The organism is Pseudomonas sp. P1_A1, assembly GCF_056406935.1.
Map to the genome: position 1 here is coordinate 67,730 of NZ_JBFTZE010000012.1, position 22,991 is coordinate 90,720.

At 59.9% G+C, this 22,991-nt stretch carries 19 protein-coding genes; 8 read left to right on the forward strand and 11 right to left on the reverse strand.

Annotated elements, in window-relative coordinates:
• The first annotated feature begins 71 nt into the window (after positions 1-71).
• From pqqF to AC1D2Q_RS18830, 7 genes are all read left to right on the forward strand, one after another.
• Positions 72-2,510, forward strand: a complete 2,439-nt coding sequence (gene pqqF, locus AC1D2Q_RS18800) for a pyrroloquinoline quinone biosynthesis protein PqqF (RefSeq protein ID WP_477814153.1) — start codon at positions 72-74, stop codon at positions 2,508-2,510.
• A gap of 156 nt (positions 2,511-2,666) precedes the next feature.
• A complete protein-coding gene (pqqA, locus tag AC1D2Q_RS18805) occupies positions 2,667-2,741 on the forward strand; it encodes a pyrroloquinoline quinone precursor peptide PqqA (RefSeq protein ID WP_009045898.1) in 75 nt (24 codons plus the stop codon).
• An 84-nt stretch (positions 2,742-2,825) separates the two neighbouring features.
• Positions 2,826-3,737, forward strand: a complete 912-nt coding sequence (gene pqqB, locus AC1D2Q_RS18810; protein WP_477814154.1) for a pyrroloquinoline quinone biosynthesis protein PqqB — start codon at positions 2,826-2,828, stop codon at positions 3,735-3,737.
• A 125-nt stretch (positions 3,738-3,862) separates the two neighbouring features.
• Complete coding sequence (gene pqqC, locus AC1D2Q_RS18815) at positions 3,863-4,615, forward strand: pyrroloquinoline-quinone synthase PqqC (RefSeq protein ID WP_477814155.1); 753 nt, start codon at positions 3,863-3,865, stop codon at positions 4,613-4,615.
• Entirely contained in the window at positions 4,612-4,887 is a 276-nt protein-coding gene (gene pqqD, locus AC1D2Q_RS18820; RefSeq protein ID WP_019580716.1) for a pyrroloquinoline quinone biosynthesis peptide chaperone PqqD, read from the forward strand. The genes pqqC and pqqD overlap by 4 nt, the downstream gene beginning before the upstream one ends.
• A 4-nt stretch (positions 4,888-4,891) precedes the next feature.
• Complete coding sequence (gene pqqE / locus AC1D2Q_RS18825; RefSeq protein WP_477814207.1) at positions 4,892-6,034, forward strand: pyrroloquinoline quinone biosynthesis protein PqqE; 1,143 nt, start codon at positions 4,892-4,894, stop codon at positions 6,032-6,034.
• Positions 6,000-7,832, forward strand: a complete 1,833-nt coding sequence (locus AC1D2Q_RS18830) for a S9 family peptidase (RefSeq protein WP_477814156.1) — start codon at positions 6,000-6,002, stop codon at positions 7,830-7,832. Before pqqE ends, AC1D2Q_RS18830 begins: the two co-directional genes overlap by 35 nt.
• 169 nt (positions 7,833-8,001) lie before the next feature.
• Here the strand turns inward: AC1D2Q_RS18830 and AC1D2Q_RS18835 are convergent, their stop codons facing one another.
• On the reverse strand, positions 8,002-9,285 hold the full coding sequence (locus AC1D2Q_RS18835) for an aspartate aminotransferase family protein (protein WP_477814157.1): 1,284 nt from the start codon (positions 9,283-9,285) through the stop codon (positions 8,002-8,004).
• A gap of 169 nt (positions 9,286-9,454) precedes the next feature.
• Between AC1D2Q_RS18835 and AC1D2Q_RS18840 the strand changes: the two genes are divergently transcribed.
• The gene (locus AC1D2Q_RS18840; protein ID WP_477814158.1) at positions 9,455-10,375 is read left to right on the forward strand and encodes a LysR family transcriptional regulator; all 921 of its coding nucleotides are present in this window, start codon (positions 9,455-9,457) and stop codon (positions 10,373-10,375) included.
• 225 nt (positions 10,376-10,600) lie between these two features.
• Here the strand turns inward: AC1D2Q_RS18840 and AC1D2Q_RS18845 are convergent, their stop codons facing one another.
• From AC1D2Q_RS18845 to bioB, 10 genes are all read right to left on the reverse strand, one after another.
• The gene (locus tag AC1D2Q_RS18845; RefSeq protein ID WP_477814159.1) at positions 10,601-12,379 is read right to left on the reverse strand and encodes an acyl-CoA dehydrogenase C-terminal domain-containing protein; all 1,779 of its coding nucleotides are present in this window, start codon (positions 12,377-12,379) and stop codon (positions 10,601-10,603) included.
• 187 nt (positions 12,380-12,566) lie between these two features.
• Positions 12,567-14,363 (reverse strand): acyl-CoA dehydrogenase C-terminal domain-containing protein, encoded by a 1,797-nt coding sequence (locus AC1D2Q_RS18850; RefSeq protein WP_477814160.1) that lies wholly within the window; start codon positions 14,361-14,363, stop codon positions 12,567-12,569.
• 90 nt (positions 14,364-14,453) lie between these two features.
• Positions 14,454-15,743, reverse strand: a complete 1,290-nt coding sequence (locus tag AC1D2Q_RS18855) for a GGDEF domain-containing protein (RefSeq protein WP_428635681.1) — start codon at positions 15,741-15,743, stop codon at positions 14,454-14,456.
• Between the two features lie 226 nt (positions 15,744-15,969).
• Positions 15,970-17,775 carry a phenylacyl-CoA dehydrogenase gene (locus AC1D2Q_RS18860; RefSeq protein WP_007936490.1) on the reverse strand — a complete coding sequence of 602 codons (1,806 nt, stop codon included), beginning with the start codon at positions 17,773-17,775 and terminating at the stop codon, positions 15,970-15,972.
• Between the two features lie 277 nt (positions 17,776-18,052).
• Entirely contained in the window at positions 18,053-18,349 is a 297-nt protein-coding gene (locus AC1D2Q_RS18865; protein WP_477814161.1) for a pyrroloquinoline quinone biosynthesis protein PqqE, read from the reverse strand.
• A 120-nt stretch (positions 18,350-18,469) separates the two neighbouring features.
• The gene (bioD, locus tag AC1D2Q_RS18870) at positions 18,470-19,150 is read right to left on the reverse strand and encodes a dethiobiotin synthase (protein ID WP_477814162.1); all 681 of its coding nucleotides are present in this window, start codon (positions 19,148-19,150) and stop codon (positions 18,470-18,472) included.
• Positions 19,147-19,959 (reverse strand): malonyl-ACP O-methyltransferase BioC, encoded by an 813-nt coding sequence (bioC, locus tag AC1D2Q_RS18875; protein WP_477814163.1) that lies wholly within the window; start codon positions 19,957-19,959, stop codon positions 19,147-19,149. Before bioC ends, bioD begins: the two co-directional genes overlap by 4 nt.
• Positions 19,952-20,683, reverse strand: a complete 732-nt coding sequence (locus AC1D2Q_RS18880) for an alpha/beta fold hydrolase (protein ID WP_477814164.1) — start codon at positions 20,681-20,683, stop codon at positions 19,952-19,954. Before AC1D2Q_RS18880 ends, bioC begins: the two co-directional genes overlap by 8 nt.
• Positions 20,676-21,857: an 8-amino-7-oxononanoate synthase gene (bioF, locus tag AC1D2Q_RS18885; protein WP_477814208.1), complete on the reverse strand. Its 1,182-nt coding sequence runs from the start codon at positions 21,855-21,857 to the stop codon at positions 20,676-20,678. The genes AC1D2Q_RS18880 and bioF overlap by 8 nt, the downstream gene beginning before the upstream one ends.
• Positions 21,857-22,912 carry a biotin synthase BioB gene (bioB, locus tag AC1D2Q_RS18890; RefSeq protein WP_008008198.1) on the reverse strand — a complete coding sequence of 352 codons (1,056 nt, stop codon included), beginning with the start codon at positions 22,910-22,912 and terminating at the stop codon, positions 21,857-21,859. The genes bioF and bioB overlap by 1 nt, the downstream gene beginning before the upstream one ends.
• Positions 22,913-22,991: the final 79 nt, after the last annotated feature.

A 22,991-nucleotide genomic window follows, 5' to 3' on the forward strand; every position in this document is an offset into this window, starting at 1 on the left:
GCAGTGTGGAAACTCATTGAGAACGCCCCCTAATCCGCTAGCATTAGCGCTTCTCTGTTCTGGAAGTGCTCATGCCTGCGCTGAATCACCCCCACCTTCACACTGAAACCCTGGCCAACGGTCTGCGGGTGACGCTGCGTCATGCTCCTGGTTTGAAGCGCTGCGCCGCGGCGTTGCGGGTCGCTGCCGGCAGTCACGACGTGCCACCGGCCTGGCCGGGGCTGGCGCACTTTCTCGAGCATTTGCTGTTCCTGGGTACAGAGCGCTTTCCCGCCGGGCAAGGGCTGATGGCCTATGTGCAAGGTCATGGCGGGCAGGTGAATGCGCGCACCAGCGAACGGACGACGGACTTCTTTTTCGAACTGCCGCCTCAGGTGTTCAACGGTGGGCTGGAGCGTCTGTCAGACATGCTCGCCCATCCGCGTATGAATCCGGACGATCAGCGGCGGGAACGGGAAGTGCTGCACGCTGAATTTGTCGCCTGGTCGCGGGATGCCACAGCCCAACAGCAATTCGCGCTGTTCGATGGGCTCTCGGCGGCTCACCCGTTGCGGGCGTTTCATGCTGGCAACCGCTACAGCCTGCCGATTCCACAGCCCGAGTTTCAGCAAGCGTTGAAGGACTTCTATCAGCAGTTTTATCAGACCGGGCAGATGACGCTGAGCCTGGCCGGCCCGCAGAGTCTCGAAGAATTGAAAGGGACGGCGCAGGCGTTTGCCGTTGCCATTCCCGCCGGTGAAAAAGTCCCCCAGGCAAAGCCCAGCCTGTTGATGGATTCTTCGGCCAATAGTTATCAACAGGCTGGAGAACGTCGACTGGATCTGCTGTTCACCTTCGAAGCGCTTCCCGATTCATCGCCCGAAGCACTGGCGTTCCTGTGCCACTGGCTGAATGCCGCAAAAACCGGCGGCCTGTTGGCGCAGCTGCAAAACTCTGGGCTGGCGGACAACCTGAAAGCCGCGCCGCTCTACCGCTATGCCGGGCAAGCCTTGCTGCACATCGAATTCACACTACCCGCAAACGCCACGCAATCGGGCAGCGTGATCCGCAAACGACTTCTGGATTGGCTGGGCTTTTTTGCCTCCCGTCAGGATTGGGATCCATTGCGCGAAGAGTACGCAGCCCTGCAGCAGCGCCAACAACAAGTCAGCAGCGCCTTGCAACTGGCCCAATGGGACAGTGAGCAACTTGAACCGGGTTTATCCGGACAGGGCGTTGTCGCCCTCAAGGCAGTCCTGAAACAAATCGGCGCTGTGGATAACTTCACCGGCCAGTGGCAACTGCCGACCCCCAACCCGTTTTTGCGTACCGAGACTCCAGCCCCGAATGCCGGCTTGATTCGCGGCCAGACCAGCGCCCACCGCGGCCTGCGGACTTTTGCCCAGGATCGTTCGCGCAGTCGCCGCGAACGATCGCCGATGCAGTTCAGTCAGGCGTTGCCGGACAACACGGATGAAGGTGCGGTGTATCTGCGCTGGCGCCTGGAGTCCGCGCCTCACAGCCGTCTTCAGACGAATCTGGAAAACAGCCTGGGGCCGTTGCGCGAAGATGCGCGTCAGGCGGGTGTCGACGTTTCCTTCAGTGCATCGGGCAATGAATGGCTGCTGAAACTGACGGGCCTGCAGGAGCCGATGCCAACAGTCCTCGAACATGCGCTGAAAGCGCTGACAAAACCTGATGCGCGTTTCTCACAGGAAGAACCGACGACCATCCCATTGATGCCGATTCGACAGTTGCTCAAGGTGCTGCCCGATCTATGCACTGAGCACACCGCAGCCTCAGATGACTTGCAGCAACTCTGGTCGAGCGCACGTTGGGATGGCCTGGCGACCGGTCTGTCGGCCCAAACGCAAGCAGCGATGGGGCTTGCCTTGAGTCGTGTGCCGGGAACACCAGACAATCAATCGACACCACCTTTGTCGATCGGCTCACTGCATCTCTGGAACGCGGTCGATACCGGCTCCAGCGAACACGCGCTGTTACTCTTTTGTCCGACGGCAACCCATGACATCGCCGACGAAGCCGCCTGGCGTTTGCTCGCACACCTGTGCCAGACACCGTTCTATCAGCGCCTGCGGGTGGAGCTGCAACTCGGTTATGCCGTGTTCAGCGGGCTGCGCCAGATCAACGGTCAGACCGGGATGCTATTCGGCGTGCAATCGCCGAGCGTCGCGCCTCTGGACTTGTTGCAACACATCGAACATTTCCTCGGCGAGCTCGAAAGGATGATCGAAAGCATCGATGAGCTGACCTTCATCGCCCAACGCCAAGCCCTGGCCGATCAATTCGACAGCACCGCCCTGCCCAACGCCCAGGCCGCCGAACTGCTCTGGCAAGGCAAACTGGCCGGCCACTCGTCGGATTACCTGAAACGCTTGCCTCAGTCGATTCTAATGATCGAACGCAAAGCCTTGCTAGCCGCGGCACAGCGACTGAATATGGCCGAAGGTGGCTGGCGCTGTCTGGCCAGCGGGCCTTGCCCGACTACGCGTTGGCAAGTGGCAAAATGATCATTACCGGCGCTGCAATTAGCTTTCTCAAAGATTCGCAGCCAATCACTCTGTAATTTTGAGTAACATAGCCACCTAACTATCTGAACATCTCCGGCTGGAGGTGGACTATATGTGTAGGTCTCAACTGTCCCATCCACCTGAAGGAGCGCTTCTATGTCCTGGTCCAAACCTGCTTACACCGACCTGCGTATCGGCTTCGAAGTCACCATGTACTTCGCAAGCCGCTAAGCTCTGCCGTTTGGTAGAGAATGCAGTGCTACGCCTCGGCTTGCCGGGGCGTTTTTATTTTCAGTTTTCAATGATGGAGCGGCCATGTTTGTCCAGATTCTAGGTTCCGCCGCCGGCGGCGGTTTCCCCCAGTGGAACTGCAACTGCGCGAACTGCGCAGGTTTTCGCGACGGCAGCCTGCGGGCCGAAGCGCGTACCCAGTCGTCCATCGCGATTTCCGATGATGGCGTGAACTGGGTGCTGTGCAATGCTTCGCCGGACATCCGCGCCCAGCTCCAGAGTTTCGCGCCAATGCAGCCGGGACGCGCGCTGCGTGATACCGGCATCAGCGCAATCATCCTGATGGACAGCCAGATCGACCACACCACCGGCCTGCTCAGCCTGCGTGAAGGTTGCCCGCATCAAGTGTGGTGCACCGACATGGTCCATGAAGACCTGAGTACCGGGTTCCCGTTGTTCACCATGCTGACCCACTGGAACGGCGGGCTGACCTGGAACCGTATCGAACTCGATCAGAGCTTCACCGTGCCGGCCTGCCCGAACCTGCGCTTCACCCCGCTGCCCCTGCGCAGTGCCGCCCCACCCTACTCGCCGCACCGCTTTGACCCGCATCCGGGCGACAACATCGGCCTGATCGTCGAAGACCTGAGCACCGGCGGTAAACTGTTCTACGCACCGGGCCTGGGCAAGGTCGATGCACCGCTGCTGAAGATCATGGCCAGCAGCGATTGCCTGCTGGTGGACGGTACGATGTGGAATGACGACGAAATGCAGCGCCGTGGCGTTGGCACGCGCACGGGTCGGGAAATGGGCCATCTGGCGCAGAACGGCCCCGGCGGTATGCTCGAAGTGCTGGAACAACTGCCCAAGCAGCGCAAAGTGCTTATCCACATCAACAACACCAACCCGATTCTCGATGAGGATTCGCCAGAGCGTGCGGAACTGGTTCGGCGCGGGGTTGAAGTCGCGTATGACGGCATGAGTATTGTGCTGTAGTGGATGGCCCCATCGCGGGCAAGCCACGTTCCCACAGGGATAGCGCTATCTCTGTGGGAGCACTTGCCCGCGAAGGCGCCCGACCAGACACCAAAGAATCCACCGGTTGTTCCCGGAGAACCGCAATGACTGACATTCCAATGTCCCCCGCCGAATTTGAAGCGGCCCTGCGCGCCAAGGGCGCCTACTACCACATCTATCACCCGTATCACGTGGCGATGTATGAAGGCCGGGCGACCCGTGAGCAGATCCAGGGCTGGGTCGCCAACCGCTTTTACTATCAGGTGAACATCCCGCTCAAGGACGCCGCCATCCTGGCCAACTGCCCGGACCGCGAAATCCGTCGCGAGTGGATTCAGCGCCTGCTGGACCATGACGGCGCCCCCGGCGAAGACGGCGGTATTGAAGCCTGGTTGCGTCTTGGGCAAGCGGTCGGCCTCGACCCGGATCAGTTGCGCTCTCAGGAGCTGGTGCTGCCCGGCGTGCGTTTCGCCGTGGATGCCTACGTCAACTTCGCCCGCCGGGCCTGTTGGCAGGAAGCCGCCAGCAGTTCGCTGACCGAGCTGTTCGCGCCGCAGATCCACCAATCGCGCCTCGACAGTTGGCCGCAGCATTACCCGTGGATCGACCCGGCCGGTTACGAATATTTCCGTACGCGCCTGGGCCAGGCTCGCCGGGATGTCGAGCACGGTCTGGCGATCACGCTGCAGCATTACACGACGCGGGAAGGCCAGGAGCGCATGCTGGAAATTCTCCAGTTCAAACTGGACATTCTTTGGAGCATGCTCGATGCCATGAGCATGGCCTACGAACTGAACCGCCCGCCCTACCACAGCGTGACCGAGCAGCGGGTCTGGCATAAAGGAATCACCTTATGAGTTTCGATCGCAGCAAAACCCCGACCTGGCGTCCCGGCTACCGTTTCCAGTACGAACCGGCGCAAAAAGGCCATGTGTTGCTCTACCCCGAAGGCATGATCAAACTCAACGATAGCGCCGCGCTGATCGGCGGTTTGATCGATGGCCAGCGAGATGTTGCGGCCATCATCGCCGAGCTCGACAAACAGTTCCCCGGCGTGCCCGAGCTCGGTGACGACATCGAGCAATTCATGGAGGTCGCCCGTGCTCAGCACTGGATCGAACTTGCCTGATTCCGTGTCAGGCAAGTTACCGCCCAAGCCCGAAATCGGCCTGCCCCTTTGGTTGCTGGCCGAGCTGACCTATCGCTGCCCGTTGCAATGCCCGTACTGCTCCAATCCGCTGGATTTCGCCGAGCAAGGCCGGGAGTTGACCACCGAGCAGTGGATCAAAGTCTTTCGCGAAGCCCGGGAAATGGGCGCGGCGCAGTTGGGTTTTTCCGGCGGTGAGCCACTGGTGCGCCAGGACCTCGCCGAGTTGATCGCTGAGGCGCGCAAACTCGGGTTCTACACCAACCTGATCACCTCCGGCATCGGCCTCACCGAGCAGAAAATCAGCGACTTCAAGAAGGCCGGTCTGGACCACATCCAGATCAGCTTCCAGGCCAGCGACGAGCAGGTGAACAATCTGCTGGCCGGCTCGAAAAAGGCCTTCGCGCAAAAACTCGAAATGGCCCGTGCGGTGAAGGCACACGGCTATCCGATGGTGCTGAACTTCGTCACCCATCGGCACAACATCGACAAGATCGACCGGATCATCGAGCTGTGCATTGCCCTTGAGGCAGACTTCGTCGAACTCGCGACGTGCCAGTTCTATGGTTGGGCCCAGCTCAATCGGGTCGGTCTGTTGCCGACCAAGGAACAACTGGTTCGCGCCGAACGCATCACCAACGAATATCGCGTGAAACTGGAAGCCGAAGGGCATCCGTGCAAGCTGATTTTCGTGACGCCGGACTATTACGAAGAACGTCCGAAAGCCTGCATGAACGGCTGGGGCAGTATTTTTCTGACGGTCACGCCGGACGGAACCGCCCTGCCCTGTCATGGCGCCCGACAGATGCCGGTGCAGTTTCCCAACGTGCGCGACCACAGCATGCAGCACATCTGGTACGACTCGTTCGGCTTCAACCGCTTTCGCGGTTACGACTGGATGCCCGAGCCGTGCCGCTCCTGCGACGAAAAAGAAAAGGACTTCGGCGGCTGCCGTTGCCAGGCGTTCATGCTCACGGGTGACGCGAGCAATGCCGACCCGGTGTGCAGCAAGTCGGAACATCACGGCGTGATCCTCAAGGCCCGCGAAGAAGCCGAGCACGCGACCCAGACCATCGAACAACTGGCCTTTCGCAATGAACGAAACTCACGCCTCATCGCCAAAAGTTGAACCCTTGAGCGCCGCCAGGGCGGTCGCGGCCGGCATCGACTTCGCCGAGTTGCAGGTCGGGCCACATGGCCTGTTCTGGAACGAGTACCGCCCCGAAGATGCTGCCTGCCGAGTCTGGCAGTGGCGCGACGGTCAGGCCCATTGCCTGACACCGCCCACCTTCAGTGTGCGCAGCCGGGTGTACGAATATGGCGGCGGCGCGTTTTGTCTGACCGATGACGGGCTGGTGTTCGTCAACGAGGCAGATCAGCAGCTGTATCGGCAATCACTGACCGATGAGACGCCTGAGGTGCTGACTTCAAGTGAATACCGTTACGGCGATCTGCAATTCGCCAACGGGCAGGTGCTGGCGGTTGAAGAGAACCGCGATCGGCATCGCCTGGTGGCGATCGATCTGGCTGACGGCCAACGTCATCTTCTGGCCGAGGGTGCCGATTTCTACGCGGCACCGACCCTGAGCCCCGACGGCCGGCGACTGGCCTGGATCGAGTGGAATCGCCCGGATCAGCCCTGGACCGCGACTCGCCTGATGGTTGCCGAGCGACAGCGCGATCACACCTTTGCGCAGCCACGTTGTGTGGCCGGTGACGGTGCTCAGGAGTCACTGCAACAACCGAGATTCGATGACAGCGGCCGTCTGTATTGTCTGACCGATCGCGGCGGTTTCTGGCAGCCGTGGGTGGAGTCGGCCGACGGTCTGAGCCCACTCACGAATGCTGCCGCCGACCATGGACCGGCGCCCTGGCAACTGGGGGGTTGCACTTGGTTGCCGTTGGGCGAAGACACTTATCTGGCGAGTTGGACCGAGGGCGGTTTTGGTCGACTGGGGCTTTATCATGGCGATGGCTCCTGTGACGATTTCACGGGTAACTACAGCCGCTTCCGCCATCTCGCACAGGATGAACAGTTCATCTACTGCATCGCTGCTTCGCCGGTCAGTTCGTCGGCAGTCATTGCCATCGACCGTGAAACACGCCAGGTCAACGTTCTGGCCGGCGGTATCGCACCGCTGCCCGCCGAACAGATCAGCCGCCCGCAAACCCTGTGCTATCCAAGCGGCTCGGGCGAGGCCCACGGTTTCTTCTACCCGGCGATGACTGGTGACACGAAACCGCCGTTGGTGGTGTTCATTCACGGCGGCCCGACTTCAGCCTGCTACCCGATGTTCGACCCGCGGATCCAGTATTGGGCACAACGCGGCTTCGCCGTGGCCGACCTCAATTACCGAGGCAGCAGTGGTTACGGCCGCGCTTATCGCCAGGCGCTGCATTTGAGTTGGGGCGAGGTAGATGTGGAAGATGCCTGCGCAGTGGTCGGCTACCTCGCCGAACGCGAACTGATCGACGGCGATAAAGCGTTTATCCGTGGCGGCAGCGCCGGCGGGTACACCGCATTGTGCGCATTGGCCTTTCACAAGATCTTTCGTGCGGGCGCCAGCCTGTATGGCGTCAGCGATCCCGTTGCGCTGGGCCGCGTCACCCACAAGTTTGAAGGCGATTATCTGGACTGGTTGATCGGCGACCCGGTAGAGGACGCTGAACGCTACGCCGCGCGCACGCCGTTGCTACACGCGAACAACATCAGCGTTCCGATGATCTTCTTTCAGGGTGAACTGGACGCCGTGGTGGTGCCGCAACAGACCCGCGACATGGTCAAGGCATTACAGGACAACGGCATTCTGGTCGAAGCGCATTACTACGCCGACGAACGTCATGGCTTTCGCAAGGCAGGCAATCAGGCCCATGCGCTGGAGCAGGAATGGTTGTTTTATCGGCGGGTGATGGAGTTGGCGGACTGAAATCGTAGCGCCCCATTCGCGGGCAACCATTGATCCTGCTATCGCTCAAGAACTGAAATGCCTTCGGCAAAACGCAGAGACAAAAAAACGCCCCACGCGAAAAGAATCAAACGTGGGGCGCTGCGTTATACCGCGAGACGGTTCGGAAATTCGTGTAGGACGGGTCTGATCAGACCGCAATACCTTTGCGGCACTGCAGTTGCGCAGTGCGTACGCGGGAGAAGGCGCGGGCCAGGCGCAGGAGCATTTCGTCGATATTGGCCTTGCTGACCGTAAGGGCCGGGGTAAAGCGCAGGCAATCGGGTTGCGGCGCATTGAGCAGCAAGCCTTCGTACAACGCAGCCTTGACTACGGCGTCGGCCGAATCGTCGGACAGATCGAGCCCCCAGAGCAGCCCTTGCCCGCGCAATTCGCCGTGACCATAGCGATGGGCCAGACGACTCAGGCCTTCGCCCAGATGCTGAGCGGTTTCCCGCATATGATCGATAAAGCCCTTGTCCTGCACGCTGTCGAGCACGACAAGCCCGGCGGCACTCATCAACGCATTGCCATGATGAGTGCCGCTCATTTCGCCGATTTCGAAACAACAGGCCTTGCCTCGCGCCAACAATGCCGCCAATGGCACGCCACCACCGAGCCCTTTGCCGAGCACCACGATATCTGCCCGCACGCCGTAGGACTGTTCGGCAAGCAATGTGCCGCAGCGCCCGACGCCGGTTTGCACTTCGTCAAATATCAGCAGAATGCCAAGCTCACGACACAAGCGCTCGACGCCCTTGAGGTAGTGCTCGGTAGCGGGAATCACCCCGGTCTCGCTCTGGATCGGTTCGAGCATGATCGCGACCGTCTGGGCATCCACGGCCGCATGCAAGGCGGGCAGGTCATTGAACGGGACATGGCTGAAGCCCGGCAACTGTGGCTCGAATCGGTTGATCAGATTCGAACTGTCCGACGCAGAAATCGTCCCCAGGCTACGGCCATGACAGCCTTTACTGGCCACAATGATCCGCGAAGCGCCGCCACGATGTTGCTGGCCCCATTTGCGCGCCAGCTTGATCGCCGCTTCACAGGCTTCGCTGCCACTGTTGAGCAGGTACGCCTGGTCACTGCCGGTGCTGGTGCAGAGCCGGTCGGCGAGGTTGAGCATGCCGCGGTTGTGCAGTCCGAAACCCGGATTGATCAGCGACTGAGCCTGTTCCGAAATCGCTTTGACCAGTGCCGAGGGGCTATGTCCGAGGCTATTGGCGCCGCCACCCTGGGAGAAATCCAAGTAAGCGCGGTCATCGCTGTCCCACAACCAGGAGCCTTGGCCACGCACGAAAATCTGTTTCGGTCGTTCGACACTGGGCATCAGGCACTCGCTGGAAAAGTTGTCGCTTCTGGCCGGCAGGGAAGTGTCCATCGCCAGGTCATCAAGGCTCGGTGGCTTGCGTCGCAGGTTGAACAGATTCATCGGATAAAACCTCGTCCGAGGTTTTTTGCCTTGCCTATGTAAACACCATCGCTGTAAACGGTATTCATCGTGCTTTATGGCCCTGTAAACCTTGTGAATGCAGTTAGACTAGGCGTAGGCAAGGCACTGAGCCATTTCGATTTCTCAGCATTTTCGATAAGTATTACTTATGGATTTCAAACAACTGCGTTATTTCGTCGCGGTCTACGAAGAGGGCCACGTCGGTCGGGCCGCCGAGCGGCTTTCTATCTCCCAGCCAGCGTTGTCCCAACAGATCCGCCAACTCGAACAGAACCTTGATGTGAGCCTGTTCGAACGCAGCAGCAAGCGTCTGTTGCCCACCCTGGCGGCGCACACGTTGTACAACCACGCCCTGCCCTTGCTCGATGGCTTGCAACGCGCGCGCGAAGCCTTGGGCAATTTCAAGGGCAAGGCGCTGCGAACCTTGGCCATTGGCGTGCTGCAGACCGTCCACTCCAGCCTGGTGCCGCAAATGCTCGAACGTGTGCGCAAGGCACAGCCGCATCTGGTGGTGCAGATCTATGAACTGACCGGCCTGGAAATCGAGCGGCGGCTACTCAATGGTTCGCTGGACATCGGCATCAGTTACCTGCCGCCCCGTCAGCCGGGTTTGCACGGCGTGCCGTTGTACGAAGATGAGCTGACCCTTGTCATCCCGGCGGACCATCAGTTGCGCGAATTCAAGAAGGTCTCCATGAGCCAGGCCGCCGAGTTGCCCATGTTGCTGTTGGGTGAAGAGTTCCAGGTGCGGCAGATCTGGCAGGCACAATTAGCCAGTCTTGGACGCCGGCCGCAGGTGCAGGCCGAGCTGAACAACATGGCGGGGATTCTCGACAGCCTGCCGCACACGCGGCTGGCGACTGTGCTGCCCGGACGCTCGCAAAAGACCCATGGCGACCAAGAGTTGCTGTGGAAACCACTGAGTGAGCCGCGGGTACCGCTTAAAGTCGGGTTGGTGTGTCGGGATGTGCAGCGGCAACAAGCTTCGCTGGCGTTGTTGCGGACATTGCTGGAAGAGGTGATGGATGAGCATTTGCGTAGCCCGACGGCCCTGGATGGGTTGAGCTGAACTTTTCTTCAGGCAAAAGAAAACCCCGCCGAAGCGGGGCTTTGCAGACTGTTTCCCTGACATCCATTTCACTCCGCCGTCCTGGCAGAATCCTACGTGTCCGTGTTGTTGCTTTGCGCTTCCTGCGCGACGTCCATGTGAAGTAGATTAGCTCTGGATCCAATTTGCGCATATGGGAAAACAGCAGCACGTCATGTAAGAGAATGCTTACATGACGTTACAGGGTCAGAATTGTCCTGCGTCCAACAGGAACAGCGACTCACTTCCCGCCTTTACCGACGCGCTCAACGAGTGAATACGCGGCAGCAGACGGGCGAAATAGAACCGCGCCGTACCCAGTTTGCTCGCGTAGAAATCGTCCTGCGCTTCTTTGCCGAAGGCTGCCTTGGCCATCAGTGCCCACATGTAGGCATAGGCTGTGTAACCGAATGCTTGTAGATACTCGACCGAAGCAGCGCCGATTTCGTTCGGGTTGTTTTTCGCCCGGTCCAGCAGCCATGCAGTCAGATCGTCGAGGGTGCCCACTGCGTCGTTCAGCGGTTTGGTGAACTCCGCCAAATCAGCACTGGCCGTCGCGGTGAAATGACGAATCTCGTCGGCGAACAGTTTGTAGAACGCCCCGCCGCTGCCGACAATCTTGCGTCCTACAAGGTCCAGCGCCTGAATACCATTGGTGCCTTCGTAGATCTGCGTGATACGCACGTCACGAACCAGTTGCTCCTGGCCCCACTCACGGATGTAGCCGTGACCGCCAAAAATCTGTTGGCCGTGAACCGTGGTTTCCAGCCCCAGGTCAGTCAGGAATGCCTTGGCCACAGGCGTCAACAGTGCGACCAGGTCTTCCGCGCGCTTGCGGGTGCTGGCGTCTTCGCTGAACTTGGCGGTGTCCAGTTGCATCGCCACGTAAGTGGAAAATGCACGACCGCCTTCGTTCGAGGCTTTCATGGTCAGCAGCATGCGACGCACGTCCGGGTGGACGATGATCGGGTCAGCCACTTTGTCCTTGTTTTGTGCGCCGGTCGGAGAACGGCTTTGCAGACGGTCGCGGGCGTATTCGATGGCGTTCTGGTAGGAACGTTCACCCGAGGCCAGGCCCTGGATGCCGACACCCAGACGCTCGTAGTTCATCATGGTGAACATCGCCGCCAGGCCTTTGTTCGGCTCGCCGACCAGGTAACCCACGGCTTCGTCGAAGTTCATCACGCAGGTTGCGGATGCCTGGATGCCCATTTTGTGTTCGATCGAACCGCAGTTCGCCGGGTTGCGCGCACCGAGGCTGCCATCGGCGTTGACCATGAACTTCGGCACCAGGAACAGCGAAATACCTTTCGGCCCTGCTGGCGCGTCCGGCAGTTTGGCCAGTACCAAGTGGATGATGTTCTCGGTCAGGTCGTGTTCGCCGCCGGTGATGAAGATCTTGGTGCCGCTGACCTTGTAGGAACCGTCAGCCTGAGGTTCGGCCTTGGTGCGGATAATCCCCAGATCAGTACCGGCGTGCGGTTCTGTCAGGCACATGGAACCGGCCCAGACCCCGGCGTACATGTTCGGCAGGTACGCGGCTTTCAGCTCTTCGCTGGCGTGGGCGTTGATCGACAGGCAGGCGCCGGCGGTCAGCATCGGGTACAGACCGAACGACAGGCTGGCGGAGTTGACCATTTCTTCGACCTGCGCCGAAACCGCCTTGGGCATGCCCATGCCGCCGTAGGTCGGATCGCCACCGACACCGACCCAACCGCCTTCAGCGTAGGTCTGATACGCCTGTGGGAAACCGGCCGGGGTGGTGACGGCACCGTCGGCCCAGTGGCAACCTTCTTCGTCAGCGGCACGACTCAGGGGCGCGATGCTTTTGCTGGTGACCTTGCCGGCTTCTTCCAGAATGGCTTCGACGGTTTCAGCATCGACGGTCTCGGCGAGCGCTGGCAGTTCGGCCCAGAGTTTGGCGACCTCGAAAACTTCATTGAGGACGAAGCGCATATCGCGCAGGGGCGCTTTGTAGTCAGCCATGGCAAACCTCGCAAGATCTAAACAGGTGGTTCGTAGGAATAGTGATTTCGTTGTGTCCGAGTGTACCTCAACAACTTTTACGACACATAGGGTCAGCCCATGACCGATTTGTTATTTTTAGTCACTGAGCTGTTCTTCATAAAGAAGCCCGCAGCAAGGCGGGCTTCTTTATGGCTGATTTGAATGATTAAAGTGCAAACAACTCCGCCGGCAACTTCATCAAACAGTCGCTACCCGCCTCGATGGCTGCCCGATGAGCAGCCGTACGCGGCAGTAAACGCTTGAAGTAAAACTCGTTGGTCGCCAGTTTGCCCTGGCAGTAATCGGCATCCCCAGTGCCTGCATCCAACTGCGCCTGAGCCACCAGCGCCATGCGTAGCCACAGGTAGCCGAGGATGATGTAGCCGCAGTACATCAGGTAATCCACCGAGGCGGCGCCGACCTCATCCGGATTTTTCATCGCAGCCATGCCGATCCTGGTAGTCAATTCACCCCACTGCTGATTCAGATCGTTGAGTTGCGCCACATAGCCGCCGAGTTGCGGGTGCTCAGCGTTTGCCGCACAGAACTTGTGGACGATCCTGGTGAAGCCGCGCAGCAGTTTTCCCTGACTGCCAAGGACTTTGCGCCCAAGCAGATCCAGCGCCTGAATGCCGTTGGTGCCTTCGTAGATCGGCGCGATCCGGCAGTCGCGAACCAACTGCTCCATGCCCCACTCACGAATGAAACCGTGGCCACCAAACACCTGCATGCCGAGGTTGGTCACCTCCAGCCCGGTGTCGGTCATGAAGGCTTTGCAGATCGGTGTGAGGAACGCCAGCAAGTCCTCGGCGTCCTGACGCGCCGTTTCATCCGGGCTCATATGCGCAGCGTCCAGCAACTGTGCGGTGAAGTAAGTCAGCGCCCGGTTGCCTTCGTTGAAGGCCTTCATGGTCAACAACATCCTGCGCACATCGGGATGCACGATGATCGGGTCGGCGGGTTTCTCCGGGGCTTTCGGGCCGGTCAGCGAGCGCATTTGCAGACGGTCGTTGGCGTATTTGACCGCACCCTGGAAGCTCGCCTCCCCCAGACACAAACCTTGCATGCCGGTGCCGAGCCGCGCGTGGTTCATCATGGTGAACATGCAGTTCAGGCCCTTGTTCGGCTCACCGATCAAGAAGCCCTTGGCATCGTCGAAATTCAGCACGCAGGTGGCCGAGGCCTTGATGCCCATTTTGTGTTCGATCGAGCCGCAGGAAACGCCGTTGCGCTCGCCTGCCTCGCCCTCGGTATTGGGTAGGAATTTGGGAACGATAAACAGCGAAATGCCTTTGGTCCCCACTGGTGCGTCCGGCAGTTTGGCCAGCACCAGGTGAATGATGTTTTCACTCATGTCGTGTTCGCCGGCGGAGATGAATATCTTGCTGCCGGAGATCGCGTAACTGCCGTCGGCCTGTGGTACCGCGCGGGTCTTGATGATGCCCAGATCGGTGCCGCAATGGGCTTCGGTCAGGCACATGGTGCCGGTCCATTGGCCTGCGGTGAGCTTGCTCAGATAGGTGTTTTTCTGTTCTTCAGTGCCATGGGCATGGATGGCTGACATCGCACCGTGGGTCAGGCCGGGGTACATGCCCCAGGACGTATTGCTGGAACCGACCATTTCGCTGATGACCAACCCCAAGGAGCTTGGCAAGCCCTGGCCACCGTAAGCCGGGTCCGCCGCCAGACCATGCCAGCCGCCTTCCACGTATTGTGCGAATGCTTGCTTGAAGCCTGTAGGCGTTGTGACTACACCATTGTCGAAATGGCAACCTTCTTCGTCGCCGCTGCGGTTCAGCGGTGCGAGAACGTTCTCACAGAATTTCGCGCCTTCTTCGAGGATCGCATTGACCATGTCCGGGCTGGCATCGGAGGCCCCCAGCGCGGCGTAGTTGCTGTGAAAATCAAACACGTGATCGATCAGAAAGCGCATGTCGCGCAGGGGAGCTTTGTACTCGGGCATGTTCATTTCTCCGGCAGCAGATGGCTCAAACCTACTGCCGTGCATCACACCTCACAATCACAGTCCAGACGCTGAATGCGCCATCATCACTCAACCCGCAGCGGCGTCCATGCGCACTGCGCCACGGCGGTTCTGACCGAAGGCCATCACACAGTTTCGCCCCGCGCCCTTGGCGCTGTAGAGCGCCTGGTCGGCGGATTTGAGCACTTCTTCGGGGGTGCGTTGTTCCAGGCGTTCGGCGACGCCGATGCTGACGGTGACCGAAACACTCGAGGCGCCCGAACCCGCGCGACGCTGGCGCCCCTGCTGGTCATCCTGGGGACGGCTGTCCTGATTGCGCAACTGGATGTTGTAAGTGGCAATGGATTCGCGGATGACCTCCAGATGCGGCATGCACTCTTCGAGGGTCTTGCCTGCGAACACCAAGGCAAATTCCTCACCGCCGTAGCGATATGCCCTACCGCCACCACTGATTTTCGACAGCTTGCTGGCGACCAGTCGCAACACTTGGTCGCCGACATCGTGGCCGTGGGTGTCGTTGAATTTCTTGAAGTGATCGACGTCGCTCATCGCCAGCACGTAATTGCGCCCCAGCCGTTGCATGCGCTCGTTCAGGGCGCGGCGCCCCGGCAGGCCGGTGAGTTCGTCGCGGAAAGCCATCTGATAGGCCTCATGGGCAACCGCGGCGGCAATCATCAACATCACCTGGCTGCACATGATGTTGAGGGTGAAGGGCAGGATGAAGGTTTTCGGCAACATCCAGAACAATCCCAACAGCCCCACCAATTGCGCAGCGTGCAAGGGTCTTGGGTTGCGCCAGTATTGCCAGGTCAATAACAGGAACGAGGCGAGGAACACGGGATAAGACAATTGGATCAGGCTCATCCACGCACCATGCAACGCCGGCCAGCGGATCTCCGACAGCCACATCAGCAGCGCCTGTGGGTAACTTTGCTCCAGCCCCAGCGCCACACTGCCGAACGCCAGTAACACAGCGAAGCGCGCCACCATGTCCTGGAACAGGTGAGTACGCTCTTGCCAGGCGGCGAACAAGCCAAACAGCAATGGCAACAACAGACAGCACAGATGGAACACCACCGCGGCGTCTTCACGAACCTTGCCGTTATCGCGGTAATAGTCAGTCTGGGTGTCGAGCAGAAAATAGGCGATGTACACCGTGACCATCAGAAACAGTTCACGCTGACGTCGATAAACCGCGCAATACGCACCGCCGAGCAACAGCACCAGAGTGGGCAGCACGTTGAACAGCGAAGTGAAGAAGACGTTGAGATCCTTGACGTAGGCAGCCGCAAGCCCCGCGAGCAACAACAGCAGCGATGGCAAAAAATGGCTGAAACGTACAGCGGAAGAACGCGGCAAGGGTAAAGCTCCGACCCGGCAAACAAAGATGGCATTGTGCCTGCATTTGGCGCAGCTAAGCACGTGCGATGTGACACGCGTCACATCGCAGCCTCTTTAACGGCAGCAAAGTCGTTCTTCTTAGCGTTTTAGTCAGGAATATTTACCGACGTGATCGTTTGCGTCGGGCATAAAAAAGCCGCTGCTTCCGAGGAAGCAGCGGCTTTGTGAAGAGACTGCGTAGGGTTTAGTAACCCAGTGCGAAGTCTTCTTCTTTCATGTCCATCAGGTTGTTGGCGCCCGACAGCATGGTTGCAACGTGAGTGCGGGTACGCGGCAGGATGCGCTGGAAGTAGAAGCGCGCAGTCTGCAGCTTGGCGGTGTAGAACGCCTCTTCGGTGGTACCGGCAGCCAGTTTCTCGGCCGCCAGACGCGCCATGTCAGCCCAGAAGTAGGCCAGGCAGGCGTAACCGGAGTACATCAGGTAGTCCACCGACGCCGCGCCGACTTCTTCGCGATCTTTCATGGCCGCCATTCCGACCTTCATGGTCAGCTCGCCCCACTCTTTGTTCAGCGCAGCCAATGGCTCGACGAACTCTTTGACCGCGTCATTGCCTTCGTTGCTCTGGCAGAACTTGTGGACGATCTTGGTGAAGCCCTTGAGCGCTTCGCCTTGAGTCATCAGCACTTTACGGCCCAGCAGGTCGAGTGCCTGGATGCCGGTGGTGCCTTCGTACAGCATCGAAATACGGCTGTCGCGAACGTTCTGCTCCATGCCCCACTCGGCGATGAAACCGTGGCCACCGTAGATCTGCACACCGTGGTTAGCGGATTCGAAACCGACTTCAGTCATGAAGGCTTTGGCGATCGGCGTCATGAAGGCCAGCAATGCGTCGGCTTTCTTCTTCTCTTCTTCATCGACGCCGTATTTGACGATGTCGACCTGCTTGGCGGTGAAGTAAACCATCGCACGGTTGCCTTCGGCGAACGCCTTCATGGTCAACAGCATGCGACGTACATCAGGGTGAACGATGATCGGGTCAGCGGCTTTGTCCGGCGCTTTCGGGCCAGTCAGGGAGCGCATTTGCAGACGATCGCGAGCGTATTTCAGGCCGCCCTGGAAGCCGATCTCGGCGTGTGCCAGACCTTGCAGCGCGGTACCCAGACGTGCGGTGTTCATGAAGGTGAACATGCAGTTCAGGCCTTTATTCGCCGGGCCGATCAGGTAACCGGTGGCCGCGTCGAAGTTCATCACGCAAGTGGCGTTGCCGTGGATGCCCATCTTGTGTTCCAGCGAACCGCAGCTCACAGCGTTGCGCGCACCGATCGAGCCGTCTGCGTTCGGCAGGAATTTCGGCACGATGAACAGGGAAATGCCTTTCGTGCCGGCAGGTGCGTCCGGCAGACGTGCCAGAACGATGTGGACGATGTTGTCGGCCATGTCGTGTTCGCCGGCCGAGATGAAGATCTTGGTGCCGGACACTTTGTAGGAGCCGTCGGCCTGAGGTTCGGCCTTGGTGCGCAACATGCCCAAGTCAGTGCCGCAGTGCGGTTCGGTCAGGCACATGGTGCCGGTCCATTCGCCGGAAACCAGTTTGGTCAGGTAAGCCTCTTGCTGCTCAGGCGTGCCGTGCTCGGAAATAGTGTTCATCGCGCCATGGGACAGGCCTGGGTACATGCCCCACGACCAGTTGGCTTCACCCACCATTTCGCTGACAGCCAGGCCCAGAGACTCCGGCAGGCCCTGGCCGCCGTGCTCTACGTCGTGGGCCAGGCTTGGCCAGCCGCCTTCGACGAATTGTTTGTAGGCTTCTTTGAAACCGGTCGGGGTTTTAACGCCGGACTCGCTCCAGGTACAGCCTTCGGTGTCACCCACGCGGTTCAGCGGAGCCAGCACCTGCTCACAAAACTTGGCGCCTTCTTCGAGAATGGCATCAACCATGTCCGGAGTTGCGTCCTGGCAAGCCGGAAGGCTCTGATAGTGCGCTTCGTAGCCGAGCAGTTCGTCACGAACGAAGCGAATATCACGCAAGGGGGCCTTGTAGTCAGGCATAGCGATAAACCTCTGCTGATGTAACCGGGAATGAACGACCGTGGTGTTTTGTTGTGACGGTCAAACAGTTGTTTGAAACATACGTTTACGCCCAAATCTTGTCAAGCGCCGATCTTTGGCCGTTCGTCTTCGATCTATGAAAATCTTGGGCGCGCAGTTGCGCAACGTCGTTGATTGAGCAACACGTCATGTAGGAGAGATTAGTTGAGGGAGAAGGACTTACGCAGAAAAACGCCGCGGACAGGCGCGGCGCTGGGGCAGTGAATTCAGTGAGGAATCAGGCGAAGGTATCGATCAACGTACCGAGCATTTCATCGGAGGCCTTGGCGACTTTGACGCCAAGCTCCACCTGGAACTTGCCTTGAGACATCTCGACCACATTGCTGGCCAGATCCGATTGCTGGCTGCGGTCTACCGAGCGCAGACGATCGACCTGAACCTCGGAAGACTGACTGGTGACCGAACGCTCGATGGTGGTGTTGGCGATCTGCCCCGAAGCCTGATCGACACGGTTCTGCCCTGTCTGAATAGTGCTCAGACCGGCGTAAAAAGCGGTGTTTCCTGAGATTTCCATGGGAGAACTCGTCCTACAAAGGATCAACAGCGGCCATTGAACCAGACACGCCGCCAAAAGGCCCGACAAAAACACTAATGGCACAGTGCCTTATCATAGGTAAAACCCACGCCAGAAACCTCAGTCCAGCAGATCCAGCTGTAGATGCTCGGCCACCGCTTCGGCTGTCACCGACTTGAGTTTCGGCACCCGCCCCAGGCACGGCGCGGGAATCCGCTCGGCCAGCGTCGCCAGGTTCTCTTCAAGACGCGAGGTCTTCGGATCGATGATGTTCGCCACCCACCCCGCCAACTGCAAACCATCCCGAGCAATCGCCTCAGCCGTCAGCAGCGCATGGTTGATGCAGCCCAGGCGCACGCCGACCACCAGGATCACCGGCAGATCCAGCGCCATGGCCAGGTCTGACAGATTATCCTGATCCGCCAACGGCACTCGCCAGCCGCCAGCGCCTTCGATCAAGGTGAAGTCCGCCTGCAGATCGAGAACCTGCCGCATTGGTGCCAGCAACGATTGCACGGTCAGCGCCACGCCCGCCTCCCGCGCCGCCAGATGCGGTGCGATCGCTGGCTCGAACGCGACCGGATTGACCTGATCATAGGTCAACGGTATCGAGCATTCGGCCAGCAGAGCCAGTGCGTCGGCGTTGCGTAATCCCTGGGGCGTCAGCTCACACCCGGAGGCTACCGGCTTGCCCGCCGCCGTGCTCAAGCCCGCCAGTCGCGCGGCATGCAGCAAACCTGCGGCGACGGTGGTCTTGCCGACATCGGTGTCAGTACCGGTAATGAAATAGGCTGCGCTCATAAGGGTTTCTCCAGCACGGCGTAAACCACTTGATAAGTCGCCGGCAGTCCCTGTGCCTGACGAAACTGCTCGTAAGCCTCGATCAAGCCGAGGATTCGCGCCCTGCCGGTCAAACCACCCGGCCGACCGGGGTTCAGGTTATGCGCCCCCAGTGCCTTGAGCTCATGGGTCAAGCTGCGGACATCGGGGTAATGCAACACATGTGGATGTGTTTCAAGACTGATGACCTTCAAGCCACTGTCCGCGCAAAGCTGCTGGTAAACACCGAACTCGCGGAAGCGGTTGACGTGCACCATGCCATCCACCTGACGCCAGCTGTCGCGCAATTCATACAGCGTGCCTACACACAGACTAGCAAACGCAAAAATACCGCCTGGTTTCAGCACTCGATTCGCTTCACTGAGCACCGAGGCGAAATCCGCGCACCATTGCACCGCCAGGCTGGAGAAGACCAGGTCGCAGGTCGAATCCTGCAACGGCAAGCGTTCGGCATCACCGGCGATGAAATGGTTGGCGCCGCCCAAGGGACGGGCGTGATTGAGCATCCCCTCTGCGATATCAAGGGCCAGCCCGTTGCCGGCAGGAAAACGCTCACCGAGCGCACGGCTGAAATACCCGGTGCCACAACCCATGTCCAGCCATCGACCCGGGACAAAATCCTCCGGCAAGCGACGCAACAACTCATTGCCAACGTCGCGCTGCAATTCGGCCACGCTGTCGTAGCTCGCCGCCGCTCGGGAAAAGGACGCCGCTACCTGGCGTTTATCGGGCAAGCCGCCGGGCAGGTTGGGAACGGACAAATCAGTCATCACCGGACTCATGCAAAAAGGCCTGAATCGCCCCCGCCACACCGTGGGGGTCTTCCAGAAGAAACGCGTGGCTGGCCTGTTCAATCAGACCGATTTCGACATCCGGCAGCAGCGCCAGCAAATCCCCCGCCGCTTCGGCCGGGACCAATCCGTCGAGACCACCGAACAAGTGCAATTGCGGACCGCGAAACGCCTGCAACGCTTGCCGGGTATCCAGCTGTGCAAGCAACTCCAGGCCGCTCATCAGCACCGATGGAGACGAAAGCGGTGCGCCAGCGAGCAACAGCCGCGATAGCCCGCGCGGGTCTGCGGCCCCTTGGGTGCACAGCAGCGAGAAACGTTTCAACGTCATGCCTGGGTCGGCTTTGCAACCGGCCAGAAACGCGTCGAAGGTCTCGCCGGGCATCGCGCTCGACCACTGCTCATGGGCGACAAAAGAAGGGTTACTCGCCAGGGTCACCAAACCGCAGCAACGGTCACCACGCTTCGCCGCCAATTCGGACGCCAACATGCCGCCCAATGACCAGCCACCGAGCCAGGCATCCTGGGGCAGCGTCGAATCCAGTTCATCGAGCCATTCTTCAAGGTCGCTCGATTCCAGTTCCGGCAGTGGTTCGATTTCGACGCGCAGATGCTCATCCAGGCCTTGCAAGGCAGCCGCCAAGGGTTCCAGCGGCGAAATCCCGAGACCCCAGCCGGGCAGCAGAATCAGACGATCACGCATGGCTTGGCTCCGGTCCCAGTTGTTGAAAGCAATCGGCCAGTCCATTTAACAATAGCTGTACCTGCGCCTCGCTGTGGGCGGCGGTCAAGGTCACACGCAAGCGTGCGCTACCGGCGGGCACGGTCGGTGGACGGATGGCGGTCACCATCAAGCCACGCTCACGCAGCATCTGCGACAGCCGGACCGCGCGCCCGGCATCGCCAATCATGATCGGCTGGATCGGCGTGGAACTGTCCATCAACTCCAGGCCAATCTGCTCGGCGCCTTGGCGGAACTGGCGAATCAGCGCCTGCAAATGCTCACGTCGCCAGTGTTCGCTGCGCAACAACTCCAGGCTTTTCAGCGTCGCGCAGGCCAGTGCCGGCGGCTGGCTGGTGGTGTAGATGTAGGGGCGAGCGAACTGGATCAGGCTCTCGATCAACTCTTCACTGCCAGCCACAAAAGCACCGGCCGTACCGAACGCCTTGCCGAGGGTGCCAACCAACACCGGCACGTCCTCCTGACTCAGGCCGAAATGCTCGACGACCCCACCGCCATTGGCGCCCAGCGGACCAAAACCGTGCGCGTCATCGACCATCAACCAGGCACCTTTGGCCTTGGCTTCCCGCGCCAGCGCCGGCAGATCGGCGATGTCGCCGTCCATGCTGAACACGCCGTCGGTGACCACCAGCGTATTGCCGGTGGCCTTCTCAAGGCGTTTGGCCAGACTGACCGCGTCGTTATGCAGATAGCGATTGAAACGCGCACCGGACAGCAAACCGGCATCCAGCAACGACGCGTGATTGAGCCGGTCTTCCAGCACCGTATCGCCCTGCCCGACCAATGCGGTGACCGCGCCGAGGTTGGCCATGTAGCCGGTGGTGAACAGCAGTACGCGCGGGCGTCCGGTGAATTCGGCAAGGGCTTCTTCCAGCGCGTGATGCGGGCCGCTGTGGCCAATCACCAGATGCGAAGCGCCACCGCCCACGCCCCAACGCGACGCGCCGGCGCGCCAGGCTTCGATCACTTGGGGGTGATTGGCCAGGCCCAGGTAATCGTTATTACAGAACGCCAGCAACGGCTGACCATCGACCACCACTTCCGGGCCTTGAGGGCTTTCGAGCAGCGGGCGCTGGCGATAAAGATTTTCGGCACGACGGGCAGCAAGCCGGCTCCTACAGGGTTTCGCGTGAATTAGACAGCAGCGTTATAGAACTGCTCGCTGCTCTTCTGCTCCACCAGTGCCTGTTCGATGGCGGCCTGATGCACTTCGTCGGCGTGCTCTTCGCGGGCTTCCGGCAGGATGCCCAGACGCGAGAACAGTTGCATGTCCTTGTCCGCCTGCGGGTTGGCGGTGGTCAGCAGTTTTTCGCCGTAGAAAATCGAGTTGGCGCCGGCAAAGAACGCCAGGGCCTGCATCTGCTCGTTCATCGCTTCGCGACCGGCGGACAGGCGTACGTGGGATTTCGGCATCAGGATGCGTGCAACGGCGAGCATGCGGATGAAGTCGAACGGATCGACGTCGTCGGCATTTTCCAGCGGCGTGCCGGCGACTTTCACCAACATGTTGATCGGCACCGACTCTGGATGCTCTGGCAGGTTGGCCAGCTGGATCAGCAGGTTGGCGCGGTCGTCGAGGGACTCGCCCATGCCGAGAATGCCGCCGGAGCAGATCTTCATCCCCGAATCACGCACGTAGGCCAGGGTTTGCAGGCGCTCGCTGTAAGTGCGGGTGGTGATGATGCTGCCGTAGAACTCCGGCGAGGTGTCGAGGTTGTGGTTGTAGTAGTCCAGGCCGGCTTCGGCCAGGGCGACGGTCTGGTCTTGATCGAGACGGCCGAGGGTCATGCAGGTTTCCAGGCCCATGGCTTTCACGCCTTTGACCATCTCCAGCACGTAAGGCATGTCTTTGGCCGACGGGTGTTTCCACGCCGCGCCCATGCAGAAACGGGTCGAACCGATGGCCTTGGCGCGAGCAGCCTCTTCGAGGACCTTCTGCACTTCCATCAGTTTTTCTTTTTCCAGGCCAGTGTTGTAGTGACCCGACTGCGGACAATATTTGCAATCTTCAGGGCACGCGCCGGTCTTGATCGACAGCAGGGTGGAAACCTGGACGCGATTGGCGTCGAAATGCGCGCGGTGCACCGTCTGCGCCTGGAACAACAGGTCATTGAATGGCTGAACGAAGAGTGCTTTGACTTCAGCCAAAGACCAGTCGTGACGCAGGGTGGCAGTGGTGCTGGCGCTCATGGGCGATTCCTTGGTTATGCTTGGCAAGCGACTGGGGAATGGAATACCCACAGACGCGACACGGATGTTCGGCATATTT